The 14,079-nt window shown below is 57.6% G+C and carries 9 protein-coding genes; 4 read left to right on the top strand and 5 right to left on the bottom strand.

The genetic code is table 11. The annotated features are described in order from the left end of the window. Positions 1-52: 52 nt before the first annotated feature. On the bottom strand, positions 53-2,515 hold the full coding sequence (locus BT199_RS12030) for a UvrD-helicase domain-containing protein (protein WP_014718394.1): 2,463 nt from the start codon (positions 2,513-2,515) through the stop codon (positions 53-55). A 217-nt stretch (positions 2,516-2,732) separates the two neighbouring features. On the opposite strand from BT199_RS12030, the gene BT199_RS12025 reads away from it, so the two are divergent. Further along, the gene (locus tag BT199_RS12025) at positions 2,733-3,428 is read left to right on the top strand and encodes a pirin family protein (RefSeq protein ID WP_072434547.1); all 696 of its coding nucleotides are present in this window, start codon (positions 2,733-2,735) and stop codon (positions 3,426-3,428) included. Positions 3,429-3,541: 113 nt separating this feature from the next. On the opposite strand, the gene pgm is transcribed toward BT199_RS12025, so the two are convergent. From pgm to BT199_RS12005, 4 genes are all read right to left on the bottom strand, one after another. Continuing rightward, complete coding sequence (gene pgm / locus BT199_RS12020; protein ID WP_072434546.1) at positions 3,542-5,185, bottom strand: phosphoglucomutase (alpha-D-glucose-1,6-bisphosphate-dependent); 1,644 nt, start codon at positions 5,183-5,185, stop codon at positions 3,542-3,544. A gap of 104 nt (positions 5,186-5,289) precedes the next feature. Continuing rightward, complete coding sequence (locus tag BT199_RS12015; RefSeq protein WP_072434545.1) at positions 5,290-6,693, bottom strand: aminotransferase-like domain-containing protein; 1,404 nt, start codon at positions 6,691-6,693, stop codon at positions 5,290-5,292. Between the two features lie 36 nt (positions 6,694-6,729). Next, positions 6,730-8,154 (bottom strand): hypothetical protein, encoded by a 1,425-nt coding sequence (locus BT199_RS12010; RefSeq protein ID WP_172832665.1) that lies wholly within the window; start codon positions 8,152-8,154, stop codon positions 6,730-6,732. A 705-nt stretch (positions 8,155-8,859) separates the two neighbouring features. Then, positions 8,860-9,882 carry a zinc-dependent alcohol dehydrogenase family protein gene (locus BT199_RS12005; RefSeq protein WP_014718390.1) on the bottom strand — a complete coding sequence of 341 codons (1,023 nt, stop codon included), beginning with the start codon at positions 9,880-9,882 and terminating at the stop codon, positions 8,860-8,862. A 268-nt stretch (positions 9,883-10,150) separates the two neighbouring features. Here BT199_RS12005 and BT199_RS12000 point away from each other — a divergent pair, with 268 nt between their 5' ends. The 3 genes from BT199_RS12000 (at position 10,151) to BT199_RS26880 (ending at position 13,742) form a co-directional block, all read left to right on the top strand. After that, positions 10,151-11,065: a LysR family transcriptional regulator gene (locus BT199_RS12000; RefSeq protein WP_020301481.1), complete on the top strand. Its 915-nt coding sequence runs from the start codon at positions 10,151-10,153 to the stop codon at positions 11,063-11,065. A 470-nt stretch (positions 11,066-11,535) separates the two neighbouring features. Next, positions 11,536-13,353, top strand: a complete 1,818-nt coding sequence (locus tag BT199_RS11995) for a patatin-like phospholipase family protein (RefSeq protein WP_072434544.1) — start codon at positions 11,536-11,538, stop codon at positions 13,351-13,353. Then, on the top strand, positions 13,344-13,742 hold the full coding sequence (locus tag BT199_RS26880) for a hypothetical protein (protein WP_133633780.1): 399 nt from the start codon (positions 13,344-13,346) through the stop codon (positions 13,740-13,742). The genes BT199_RS11995 and BT199_RS26880 overlap by 10 nt, the downstream gene beginning before the upstream one ends. Positions 13,743-14,079: the final 337 nt, after the last annotated feature.

Genomic DNA, 14,079 nt, shown 5'->3' with positions numbered 1-14,079 from the left:
GATCGTGGAGTGTCAGGTAGATAGGCGTCGGCTGTCAGGCCGCCATCGCAGGTCAGCCAGCCCCCTTCGGCGCACGCTGATCATCAAAAAACACCTTCCTGCCATCCACCCGCTCAGACGCCCTGGGCACATTCACGCCTTGGCCTTCCGGCTTCTCCACATACCAATAGCAATGGCTGACCGCCCGGGTGATCCCCACATAGGCCAGGCGCAACACCTCGTCTCTCTGGGCATTGTCATAAGGCTCACTGTCGCCATCCTTACCCAAGCCCGCCATGCGATAGACCTGATTCTTGTACGGCGAGCTGGTGACATGCTGACAATCGCCCAGCAAGAACACCGCATCCGCCTGCAAGCCCTTGGCACTGTGATAAGTCAGCTGTTTAAGCCTGCGCGCCTGAGGCGCCGAGCTAGAATCCACATTAACTACAGACTGAATATGCTCTTGAATCAATAACTTATCGCTACTTTTTCGATAAAGCATCAGGATCGAATCGCCCCGCTGATAGTGCTCGAGCAACCGCTGCCCCAGTGCCGCGTCGTCACGCTCCAACACCGTGACGGGCACCAATACCTTGGGCTCGCCACTGGCCTTGGCCTTCTTGCCCGGGATGGCCGGCGCGCTACGGACGATATGTTCGGCAGCGTCGATGATGTGCTGGTGGCTGCGGTAGTTCTCGCCCAGCATCACGCGGGTGGTGCTGGGCGAAACAAACTCCTTGTTGAACTCCATGAAGTACTTGGGCGAGCTGCCGCGCCAGCCATAGATGGATTGCCAGTCATCCCCCACGCACAGCAAGGATGAGCGTTGGGCTGCGCGCCCGACGTGCATGGCCGGCCCACGGCTGCGGATTTCGCGCAGGCTGGCGCGGATCCAGGACACGATCTGCGGCGATACGTCCTGGAATTCATCGATCATCAAGTGCGACATCGGCCGCAACAAGGGATCACTCAGCAGCTTGAGGTTCTCCGGGGTGTTTTCGCCAAACAGCGAGAACATCCGGTTGTAGGTCATGATCGGCGGCGATTGTTCCAGCAGGTGATCTTCCAGCGCCTTCCAGAAAATGCTCAGGGCCTCGAAGAACAGCCGATCCGGGTCGTCCTTGGCAAAACTCATCTGGCCAACCGCCGTGGGGACATCCAGGCCGAGGTTCTCGATAAACCCGGCTGCCATGACAAAACTGTCCAACAGGGGCGCCGAGGCGAGTTCGCCTTTAACCTTGTAATCGAAGCCTGGCCCGGCCGTGGCATCGCCGCCCAGACTGCTCAAAAGGCGCTTTGAAGATTCGTAATTATCCAGCCATATCAGTGGCTTATTACAGAAAGCTTGAAACAACGTGCGCTTTACTGCCCATTCTGCACGCACCGAGAGTTTCGAATTCGGCCGACTGATCTGCGGGTTTTCACGCCCATCGAACCCCAGTACCACCCAGGCGTCCAGCTCCGGGATGTAGCCGTGGCAATGAAATCGCGCGCCGTTGATTTCAAAGGTCTGACGGCTGGGTTCGATACCTTTGATCGGCCAGGCACCGGCGCGAAACCACAGGTCCTCAATCACATCACAGAGTTCTTCATCGCGCTTGGCGGCCAATTCAGTCACGGCCATACGCTTTTGCACGTCAGGATGATCGCGCTCCAGCTCCTTGAGCTGAAGGCCATGGCGGGCCAAGGGTGCAATCAACTCGCGAAAACGCTGATGGCGGCCATACAAGCGGTGATAACAAGCGTTCATCTGCTGGCGCTGGGCGTCACTGATACGCAGGTCGAAGGCGTTGCTGTCGGCGTCTTCAAAACCACCGCTGAGGTTCTCAAAGGCCTGCAGCCGCTCAAAACCCGGCAGGCTGCGCACCATGGGCAGGATGCGCGAGTGAAAGGTGCGCACCAGCGCCTGGGCTTCCTTGCTGCCAAGGGGTTGGCCCCACAGGTTGAGAATTTCCATGAGTTTGTTGATGAAGTCCTTGCGCGACTCGCGGGTGAACGTCACCACCGTCATCGAACTCAGTTCAAAGCCCAGGTAATGGCTGAGCAGCAGGATGCGCAGCACCAGGGACGTCGACTTGCCAGCGCCGGCCCCCGCAATCACCGAGGTCGAGGGGGTGTCGCTGAAGATCATCTTCCATTGCGCCGCGCTTGGCTGCGCATGGGCTGGCAGCAGGCGCGCGACATCGGCCTTCATGCGCTTCTTCACCTCTGCGGTGAGCGGCAATCGCCAATCGTCGAACAGGCTGTCATCTATGCCTGGCGCACGGTGCTCATCGGGGCGAAAGTCACGAATCAGCAGGACTTGTCGGCCCTCCTCGATGCCATCAGCCCTACCCTCACGGTAACCGTACTCAACGCCCGCCTCATGCCCACTGCGAAAGCCGTCGGCCTGGCCATGCAACCAGGAAAATCGATGCTGCGCACGCAAACGGGTGAGGCCATGGCCGAACAGGCGCGCGGCAAGCCGCTTCAACAACGGCATTTCAGCCAAGGGGCGCAGTTCGGGGGGTAGATCAGGCTGTTGTTGCGACACGCGGACTCCTGCGGTGAGCTTGTTTTGACCAAGCCGTCATGGTCGCCGGAAACGCCGCTCAGTTCCAGCCAAATGCTTTGTTGTCATGCAGTTAGGCGATGAAGTGAAAGTGAACACCGGGGTTAAACATCGAATAAATGAATCATAAAAGGGCATTTTTTACGCTTTTTCTCGATCATGCGCTGCTGGATGATAGGTTCATCAACAGGAGACGATCATGCTTGAACTTCGACCTTTCAACACACTGGGCGGCGCCCACCATGGCTGGCTTGACGCTCATCACCACTTTTCCTTTGCCGAATACCACGCCCCCCAGCGCATGCACTGGGGCAACTTGCGGGTATGGAACGACGACATCATCGCCCCCGGCAGCGGCTTTCCCCAGCACCCGCACCGCGACATGGAAATCATCACCTATGTGCGCGAAGGGGCCATCAGCCATGCCGACAACCTGGGTAACAAAGGCCGCACCGAAGCCGGCGACGTGCAAGTAATGAGCGCAGGCACCGGCATTGCCCACAGCGAGTACAACCTGGAGGCTACGCCAACCAAGATCTTTCAGATCTGGATCATTCCCAATGAGGCTGGCTTGCCGCCGTCCTGGGGCGCCAAACCGTTTCCACAAGGCCACCGCGAGGGATTTGTAACGCTGGCCAGTGGTAAGGCTGGCGACATTGAAAGCTTGCGGATTCGTGCGGATGCACGCTTGGTGGCGGCGAACCTGAAGGCCGGGGAAAGCGCGGAGTACCGGTTGGACAGCGGTCGCCGTGCCTACCTGGTGCCCGCCACGGGCGTGATTGAAGTCAATGGTGTGCAGGCAAAGGCGCGAGACGGTGTGGCGGTGGAGGATGAAGAGGTATTGAGGGTGACGGCGATTGAAGACAGCGAAATTGTGCTGGTAGACCTGGCCTGATCATGTAGGAGCGAGCTTGCTCGCGAAGAACTCACCGACGCCGCGTTCATTCAGAAGCACGCGTTATCGTTGACGTTTTTCGCGAGCAAGCTCGCTCCTACATACAGTGTCAGTTATTGGCTGATTGCACCATCGACCAACACCTGCGCCTCTTCCACCAGTTGCTTGAGGTGCTCTTCGCCAACGAAACTCTCGGCGTAGATCTTGTAGATGTCCTCAGTGCCCGAGGGCCGTGCGGCAAACCAGCCGTTTTCGGTCATGACTTTCAAGCCGCCAATCGCCTGGTTGTTGCCCGGCGCATGGCTGAGGATCTGCTGAATGGTCTCCCCGGCCAGTTGCGTGGACGTGACCTGCTCCGGCGACAGTTTGCCCAGCAGGGCTTTTTGCGCTGGAGTGGCTTTGGCATCCACACGGATAGCGAACGGCTCACCGAGGGCATCGGTCAGGCCGCGGTAGATCTGGCTGGGGTCCTGGCCTTTGCGCGAGGTCATTTCGGCGGCCAGTAAGGCCGGGATAAGGCCGTCCTTGTCGGTGCTCCACACGCTGCCATCCTTGCGCAGGAACGAGGCACCGGCGCTTTCTTCGCCGCCAAACCCCAACGACCCTTCAAACAAGCCATCGGCAAACCATTTGAAGCCCACTGGCACTTCGTACAGGCGACGACCAATACGCGCTGCGACGCGGTCGATCAGGCCGCTGCTCACCACGGTCTTGCCTACGGCTGCATCGGCGCGCCAGTCCGGACGGTTCTGGAACAGGTAGTCGATGGACACCGCCAGGTAGTTGTTGGGCGCCAGTAAACCTCCGGAAGGCGTGACAATGCCGTGGCGGTCGTGGTCCGGGTCGCAGGCGAAGGCAACGTCGAAACGCTCCTTGAGCCCGATCAGACTTTGCATGGCGTAGCTGGAAGACGGGTCCATGCGAATCTGGCCGTCCCAGTCGACGCTCATGAAGCGGAAGGTTGCGTCGACCTCGGTATTCACCACCTCCAGGTTCAAGCGGTAGTGCTCGGCAATCGCCGACCAGTAGCGCACCCCTGCTCCGCCCAGTGGGTCCACGCCCAAGCGCAGGTCGGCGCTGCGGATCGCGTCCATGTCGATCACATTGATCAGGTCGGCCACATAGCTGTTGAGGTAGTCATGGCGATGGGTGGTGTCGGCCTTGAGCGCCTGGGCGTGAGTGATGCGCTTGACCCCGGCCAGCTTGTTGGCGAGCAGTTCGTTGGCCTTGGCTTCGATCCACTTGGTGATATGGGTATCAGCCGGGCCACCGTTAGGCGGGTTGTACTTGTAGCCGCCACTTTGCGGCGGATTGTGGGACGGTGTAATCACAATGCCGTCCGCCAGGCCGCTGGTACGGCCGCGGTTGTAGCAGATGATGGCGTGGGAAATCGCCGGCGTCGGCGTGTACTCATCGCCCTCGGCCAGCATCACATGCACGCCGTTGGCCGCCAGTACTTCCAAGGCGCTGGCACCGGCTGGCGTCGACAATGCATGGGTATCCAGGCCGACAAACAAGGGGCCAGTGATGCCCTGCGCTTCGCGGTACAGGCAGATGGCCTGGCTGATAGCCAGCACATGCCACTCGTTGAAACTCAGTTCAAACGAGCTGCCGCGGTGCCCGGAAGTACCAAAAGCCACGCGCTGAGTGGAGATCGCTGCATCAGGCTGGCCGGTGTAGTAAGCCGTGACCAGTCGCGGGATATCCACCAGCAACTGGGCTGGCGCCGGTTTGCCCGCAAAAGGACTGATAGTCATGCATAAACCTCGAAAAGAAGGATTCGGAAAAAATGACAGTTTACTGGGACTTGGACTACTGCGCGACGGTATCGATCCGACGATCTAAAGAGAAATTTCACACACTACTCAGTCTGCGCCTGCCGTAGTGACTGCGCCAGCGTATCCAGGGCGATGTCCAGGTTGGGATGGCCGCTGAAGGTATGGCTCAAGCGCATATGCTGGTGATGTAAACCACTGAGGCTGAACAGCTCGCCGGGGGCAATCACTACCTGCTGGGCGAGCATGCGTTGGAACACCAGGCGCATGTCCACCGGCGCCGTCGACTGCAACCAGAAACTCGCCCCGGCCACGGGCATGCGGTAGTGCACACGCCCTTGCATACGCGCCTCCAAGCGGTGACTCATGGCGTGCGCCTGCTCATGGAGGCGCTGGCGCAACGTCTGCAGGTGCTGGTCGAACCGACCGCTTTCGTACAGCCGGGCAATGGCGCGTTGTCGGATAGCGGACAGTCGAAACGAACGCAGCAGGAATTGGCGCTGCAATTCACTGCTCATCTGCTGTGCCAGCAGGTAACCAAAGGGCGCCTCCGGGCCCAACACCTTTTCGAACGAAGAAAACACAATCAGCCGCTCTGGGTTGACCAGGCCGCGCAAGGCCGATCCGGGCGGCGCAAAGCTCAGGTCACCAAAGGTATCGTTCTCCAGCAACCAGCAGCCGTGCTGGTCGAGCAGACGCGCTACGTGCAGCCGCTCGGGCTCGGTCATGGCGTTACCCGAGGGCATGCTGACCACGGACGAGAGCAGCACCAAGTGCACCGGCTCATGGCGCAGCAGGTGCTCAAAAGTGGCCAAATCGGGGCGGCCGTCGGCGCGCCAGGGCCATTCAATGACCCGCACACCAGCGGCCTGTAGCAGGCGCAACACCAGGTAATCGCAGGGAGATTCAACCACCACCACGGTGCCTTTAAGGCCCAGGGCATCAATCAGGATGTCCAGTACGCCTTGAAGGTCGGCCCCCACATACACCTCATCCGCTTGCCAACAACGGGTGGGCGACGAGGTATAGCGTGCGGCCAAGGCGGCGCGCAACTCCCACACACCACAGGGTTGCGAAGGTTGCAGGTGATGGGGATACCGGCGTACCAGTTGACGTTCCAGCGCCAGCAACGCGCCATCCAGCGACCCCAACAGCGCCGGTTCATCGCCACTGAGCACCACCATCGCCGGGCGCCGGGCGGCCGTGTACAAACGCTCGAGCAAGTCTGTACCCGCCATAAGGGGCGCGTTTGCAGCCACGGGCCAGGCGAAGTAGCCGGACTTGGCCACCGAGTACACTCGTCCTTCCTTTTCCAGCAACGAATAGGCGTACTGAATCGTCGAGATCGACACATTCATGCGCGTCGATAACTGCCGCAGGGAAGGCAGTTTCACTGGCGTTTCCCGGCTGACTTCGTTGATCAGGTTGATCATGTAGCGGTACACCGCCTGATAGGCAAAGTCTACTTGCCGCTCCCCCCGAAGGTTCATTGTTGATCACCGGCTTTGATTGGCGAATACACGCTGCTAACGCCCCGACACTTGGGCGATGCGCACCTTGGGCCGCGCCAGCGTTTGTTTGCATACCCGCATGCCGCGCCCTCCCAGCAGCGGGCGCTTACGATATAGGTGCTGCAACAGCGGCAGCGGCAGCCCACTGGTATCCACTAGCCACTGGTGCAGGATGTCCGCAGCGGGTTTGCCCTGTAGTGCCTTGTGCAGTTCAGGAAGTGCCACCAGCATGCCGGGATGGCATTGACGCAAGAAGCTCTCCAACCGTTCGCCATGTTGAACGAAGGGCGCAAACAACAGGCACGTCAACTGGCTGTCGTCCAGGCCGGAGAACTCCTGAATGTAGGCGGTGGACAGCAACTGCCCCTCTGGCCCTGACGCTTCTTTGATCAGCGCGACCGGTACTTGCCTGCGGTGCAGGAAGTCCGCCGCACGCCGAACAAACCCCGCGACGCCATGTTCGTAGGACAGCTCACGCAGACACTGGGCCTGCACACCGTGCAAATGCGCCATGAGCAATGGGTTGGGATAGGCGGGATGGCTGAAATGGAACTCGAACGGGTCCCGTTTGTAGGCGAGGAACCCGGTGAGCAGTGGCGCATGGGCGACATCGGCGTCCTTGAGCAGATCAGCGATACCGATATAGGCCAAATGACGATGCCCGCCCCGGCCCGGACTTTCGTTGCCGGCATAGTGCTCGCCATAGAGGTCGCGGTAGCATCCCACGCTCCATTCCTCCATGCGTGCAAACCACCCATTGAGCGACGATGGCTTGCCGGGCGCAAATGCAAGGCCGGTCGCCAGCGCATTTTTTTTCAGCCACGCGATGTATTGGCTTTGCTTGCGCACTGAATCACCGCTGACCAGGGCATGCACGCCGCCGTTCCAGGTAGCGACCCGCTGGTAGAAATCGCCCAGGGCCAGGAGCGTGTCATCGCACAGGGCGGCGCGGATATCGCCGGACGTCAGGTGCCCAATCATCAGTTTGTTACGCTGGCTGATTTCCCGAGCGGCACTGGACGCCGGGCGCTGATGGTTGAACGGCAGCACCTCATGGTTTTCCACCATCAACAGCTCTACCCGTGGGTCGTCATGGAAGAACAGCGCTGCGTAGCCTTGATTCAGGCAGTCGAGCGTTGCTTGAGTCATACCCGCATGCCGCAATGTTGCCACCCGTATCTGAAAAGTCTTGGGCGAGCGGCCGGCAATGGTCAGTTGCGCCGCACGCAGTAACGCGAGGGTGTAGCTGCTCACTTCGCCGCCACCGTGGGCGATCAGTACTTTGTAATTGCCCACTTGTTCCATGCCGCCTGCGGCCACCACGATGCGCTGAACGAGCAATTGAAGTGACGTTCGTTCGGCACGCGTAAAGTGCCCAATTAAACGTTGCAGAACTTGCTGGTAAACATAGCTCATGGCTTGTTCATGAATAGTGCTCATCGTTCTACTACCCGAGTTGAAATATCAGTTTCAAGCAACTACCAAACAACGTTGCTCGACTTATTACATCTGTAGGCTTGTCACCCAGTGCGCAGCACAAGTTTGAGTCAACATTAGCACCTTGCAACAAAAGCGCAGGTGAGAGCATTGAGGGGGCCGGTGGCCGCCCCGCCGGAGAATCCAGCGCCTGCGCGGGCTCTAGCGAAATAGCTGTTAGCCTTAGGAATGTTCCGACAACGTCCTACACTGTTTTAACTAAGCAATTAGAGAATTGTCCGACAAATATTAATCACCTGCGCACCTTGGGTGCGCGTAAAGCAAAAGGGTATTCGTTTTGCACTTGCCGGGAAAAACAATCCGAGCCTCGTTAGTTCTGAAGGTGCGTGACGCAACTGCCGTGTAATCAATCATGGCTCAATCCTTGAAATAACAATGAAGACTCAATTATCGGCACTCAAATAATGATTAACAGATACAGAACAGCGTCAAAAAGCAGCTCAGATGAGCTGCCTGCCCAACTTAAATGACGCCCACACACAAGCGCCGCACTGGATTTCAGGGCGGCGCAAGGCAATAACAGTATTGTTTACGGGGCAGAACGCCCCTGCGGCGGCTCAACCCCGGTGCGGGTTAAGCCCTGTCAAATGGCGCATTTGCCTCATCAGCTCAGGCGCCAGCGTATTCATTTGCGAATACTCCTACAGCTCAAACAGCTTCAACCTGCAACGCCACCCGTTCGCGGCACGGGCATTCGTCCATGTATCGGTGCGCTTCGACGAACTGACTGAATGGAAATACCGTAGTCTTCAGTGGGACAAGCACCCGGTCGGCTGTCAGCTGGTTGATATCGCGCAACGCGCGCTGCAACGCCACGTGATCCTGGATAATGCCCAACTCCGGCTTGCCGGTGAAGTTGCCGATACAGTGCACAAAGAACTGAATGTTCTTCTGGAACGCCGCACAGGCCGGGAATGGCGTCTGGTTGCCACCTTGCAGGCCATACAGCACCAGGCTGCCGCGCGGCGCCAGGACGTCCCCGAGCAGCGACATCTGCGGGCCACCCAGGCCATCGAACACTACGTCGACGCCCCGGTTGTCGGTGAACTTGTTGATCTGCATCAGCAGGTCTTGTTCTTCGGTCACGATGACTTTTTCTGCCCCGAGGGACAGCAGGTATTCACGTTCAGCACTGTCTTTGGTGGCGGCAATCACCCGCACACCCAGGGCCTTGCCCAACTGCACAAACGAAGGGCCGGCACAGTGGCTGGCATCGGTCACCAAAGCGAACTGGCCGGGTTTGACCCGCGCCAGGTCCATGTAGGCAAAGTACGCAATCAGCAGTGGCGTGTAGTGCACGCTCGCTTCAATCGGACTCAAGACATCCGGATAACGGGTCAGGGCCGAACGGGGCAAGACGATCTGCTCGCCATACACCGGGTAATCATTGGGGCTCTCGGCCGGAAAACTGGCCACTTTATCGCCCACCGCCAGGTCATCCACGCCGTCGCCGAGGGCAACCACAACCCCGGCCATCTCATGGCCCAGGCCAGAAGGCAGGCGTGCATGGGAAGACGCCAGGTTCTGGCGCCACAGAATGTCGTACCAACTGATGCCGATCGCATCGACACGCACCTGCACTTCGCCCGGTGCGGGCTGCGCGGCCGCATGCTCTTCGCATTTGAGCACCTCGGCCGGACCAAACTTGTGAAAACGGATCGTGCGGGACATCGCAAACCTCGTCAAAGTAACCTCTAATGCCATGAACTTTATCTGGGCTTTGGGGGTAAGACCACCGGTCACCATTAATAGTCGACATGCCTGTCATTGATTCCGCGAAGGAGGAACACCCCTCAACTATCGTAGGAAAAATCAATTAGCCGGTGCAGAGTACCAGCCTTTCCCCGTAAGATTCATGCCGGTCATCCCTCTGAATCGAACCTCAGGGGTTGCTACATGACCGCTCACATCAAGTTTGCTGACTCTTCCAGGACACAAGATGAACCGTAACGACCTGCGTCGTGTCGACCTTAACCTCTTGATCGTATTCGAAACCTTGATGCATGAGCGCAGTGTGACCCGCGCCGCCGAGAAATTGTTCCTCGGCCAGCCGGCCATCAGCGCAGCGTTGTCACGCCTGCGCGGGTTGTTCGATGACCCCCTGTTCGTGCGCACCGGGCGCAGCATGGAACCCTCGGCCCGCGCCGTGGAAATCTTCGCCCTGCTCTCCCCGGCCCTGGACTCGATCTCCACCGCCGTCAGCCGCGCCGCCGAATTCGACCCGGCCACCAGCACCGCAGTGTTTCGCATTGGCCTGTCCGACGACGTGGAATTCGCCCTGCTCCCGCAACTGCTCAAACGCCTGCGCTCCGAAGCCCCCGGCATCGTGCTGGTGGTACGCCGCGTCAACTACATCCTGATGCCCAGCCTGCTCGCCTCCGGCGAAATCTCCATCGGCGTCAGCTACACCGCCGACCTGCCCGCCAACGCCAAACGCAAGGTACTGCGCCGCAGCCTGCCCAAACTGCTGCGCGCCGACAGCGTACCAGGCTCGCTGAGCCTGGATGACTTCTGCTCACGGCCCCACGCGCTTGTGTCCTTTGCCGGCGACTTGAGCGGGTTTATCGATGAAGAGCTGGAAAAACTCGGCCGCAAGCGCCACGTTGTGCTCGCGGTGCCGCAGTTCAACGGCCTGGGTACGTTGCTGGCGGGTACGGACATTCTGGCCACCGTGCCGGATTACGCGGCGGAAGCGCTGACCTCGGCGGGTGGGTTGCGTGCCGAAGACCCGCCATTGCCGGTGCGCTCGTTTGAGCTGCATATGGCGTGGCGAGGGTCGCAGGATAATGATCCGGGGGAGCGGTGGTTGAGGTCGCGGATTCAGATGTTTTTTGGCGATCCTGAGAGTCTTTAGGAGTCGTCGGGCAGGCTGTTTATCTGATGATTTTTGCCTTTCGACAAACCATGGAGCTCCATTCACTTCCAGTGGATTGCTACATTGGGGGCACATCCGAGGGCATGCACTGGATGGTTTGAAAAAGATGCCCCCTGCCTAAGGCCAAGCAGGCTATTGATTAACATAGCTCTTCGAGCGGTTGAGCACTGCCATCTCCAAGTGGCTTAGGTGTAGGACTGCGGTTAGGTGTAGCGCTGATTGAGTCCGCGACATTCGGCCCCCAATGATGTCAAACAGCCATTTCGTGATAGTATTTGGCCTCTGCCAAAACACGCCACCAGACCGCTCCGGGCGCTGTAAACATCGCCTTAGCGGCTTTGAACTCTGCGCCTGACTAACCTCCAAGCTCTGTGCGTATGCCCACGGCAATGTGATGGACAGTGCAGTGAATAGGCCCCCATCTACCAACCTGACCTTATAAGTCCAACATGACAAGCACAACGGAAGATGCTGTTGAAAAGCGCGAAGCCCCCTTTACTTCGAGCGGCGCAAACGACGAGGTGTTCGAGAAGGTAGGTGCTCACGAGCCGCTGCCCAAATCACCTGTATTCCTAGCCCTTCAGGGCGGCGGCGCCAAGGGAATTGTCCATATTGGTGGCATCGCTGCTCTGGAAGAACTCAATTTCGACATCAGGGCAGTATCGGGCACCTCCGCAGGCTCTATGGTCGCCGCGCTAATCGCTGCAGGTTTCAACTCCAAGGATCTGGTCGACCCCGACGGCAAAAAGCACTTTTTTGGAAACAAGCTCTTCGGCAAAGAAAAGGGTCAGCTACAGTATTCGAAACCGACGCATCTATTTACCCGCCGAGGTTGGTTTACAATCAAATCTGCTGTACTACTCGGCAAAGCGCTAAAGGCCTTTTGGCCATGGCCCGGTGACTCCAAAGTGGAAACGACCGCCAACTGTATCTGGCTAATCATCATCGCAGCCTGGATTTCCTTGGGCTTCTATAAAACCTGGCCCATGCCAGTTTGGCCTTTGGTGTTCACCGGGATTGGTGTAGGCGTCTTCTTCATCTGGGCACTGGTTGGCCTTACTACGGTGCGCAAAGTCCGGAATTTCATAGACGCTGCGATCGCCTTCAAACTCAAGGAAAACGGCAAAACCCGCAAAGACAAGAACATCACCTTCCGGGATATGCACAGTGCCGGCTGTATCCCCCTAAAAATTATTGCTACAAACAAAAGCTCCGAGAGGCTTGAGTACTTTTCGTACAGTCGCACACCTCGCGTGAGAGTGGCTGACGCGGTGGCGGCATCGATCTGCCTTCCCATCATTTTTAGGCACTGGAAATTCAACTTCCTTCGCCATACGCCAACGGGCGTTGAGAAGGTCTATGGAAAATTTCTAGACGGGGGACTCGTATCGAACCTACCGGCCTGGGCGTTCGATGAAGAAAGACTCAAGCAAGCGGACGCCACCACCGTGGCGTTTAGCCTGGAAAGCCCTGCCCCGAAAGATAAGATGCATTGGCTGTTATCCATCGCTAATACGGTGGTTAATGGGTCAGGTGAGATCCATACCCGGGCAGCTGGCTCAATGGCGACTGTCGCGCTTCCGACCACACTAGATCTCCTAGATTTCGATGTATCTGCTGAGGACATCTATGCCGAGGTAGACAAGGCCAAGGTCAAAGCCTTGAAAGACGTCGGTAACGAGCTCATTCACGCTCCGAACGCTTTGAGCAAAGGTGCGAAGGACATCCACGATATCCTTGAGCAGATCCTCAGCAAAAAGGGACACAATTTCGCCAAGAAAGTCTCACGGTATAGATTGAGGGTCGCATTAGGCGCTCAGATCGGGTACTCCAACTCGGACGTTACCTTTGTCTTCGATCATGGCTATGACTCCGGCGATGCTGATCGTTACGCAACCGTGCCTCTGTGGGGTTCCTACGCGGGAACCGCATGGAGCCTAAAAGAGGCGTACGCGACCGTCGAGCCGCACAATGAGCCGCTGATGAAGAATGCCTGGCCTGCGATGAAATGGATGGTCAGTATTCCGTCGTACCCCAAGAACAAGATATCCAGCGCTAATCGGTATGGCGAACAGATCATCCAAGGTTCAAGGGACAAAATCCGACCGTGCATCATCAAAATAGATTGTGATATGCCAATTCGAAATAGCCGTGACGGCTACGAAAACTTTCTTGATTTTTTGACAGAAGCTCAACGCGCCGTGCATGATTATGCTAACGATGTTGGAATTGCAGACTACGTGCAGGGCCAAAACAAATGGAAATAAAACTCCGCATCCCAGGTGGTACCGTCATATCTTCGAACTCGAAGAAACGAACCGATGCAAAAAAAACGGCTTCTGATACCTCTTCTGAGTATATCGAAGAAATCAGAGAAACGGCCAATGAAGTGCGTGAACTTATTCGCCAAAGCAATGAACTGGACCAGCTTGAAAAACACCTCAGCCAAGTGGGTTATGCAGAGTGGGTCAGAAGCGGCGACAGAGAAAGGTTTTACGAAATCATGAAGGCACTCAACTCAGGCGCTGCCACGGCACGCGAGTATTGGGAAGAACGTCACAACAGCAGCCCTAATCATAGAAAAAACCGGATTCCATCCACATCTTCGAAGCCGAACAAGAAAACTGATGACGGCTTCGAGCCACAATTAGGGTAACTAGGGCGCCGTGATGAACGGCGCTTCAGTTTTTTTTCAAGGCTCTTTAATGTTGTTGGCCACTACCAGCTGCGCTAAGCATAAATGCAATAAATGCCCATCTGGTATCTGGATTGCCCGGGGCCATTAGCCTCTAAAGCCCTTCATTCCTTCACCCAAGCCACTCGACCATGCACTAATTAATGCTACAAGGCTTATTTCCTTAGCATAAATAGAGCCTTTGGTGGTGGTAATAGGGACGTTGAATCGACCGCAAAAACCGTCGTACTTGCCTATGCTGCCCTCAATCCACTAAGACGAATCGAGAGCCTGCACGACCTGTTTTGTTGAAACCCAG

Source organism: Pseudomonas sp. NFR02 (genome assembly GCF_900119375.1).
Classification (GTDB): domain Bacteria; phylum Pseudomonadota; class Gammaproteobacteria; order Pseudomonadales; family Pseudomonadaceae; genus Aquipseudomonas; species Aquipseudomonas paracarnis.
The sequence above is the reverse complement of the archived record's forward strand: the minus strand, read 5'-3'. Positions and strand labels throughout refer to the sequence as shown.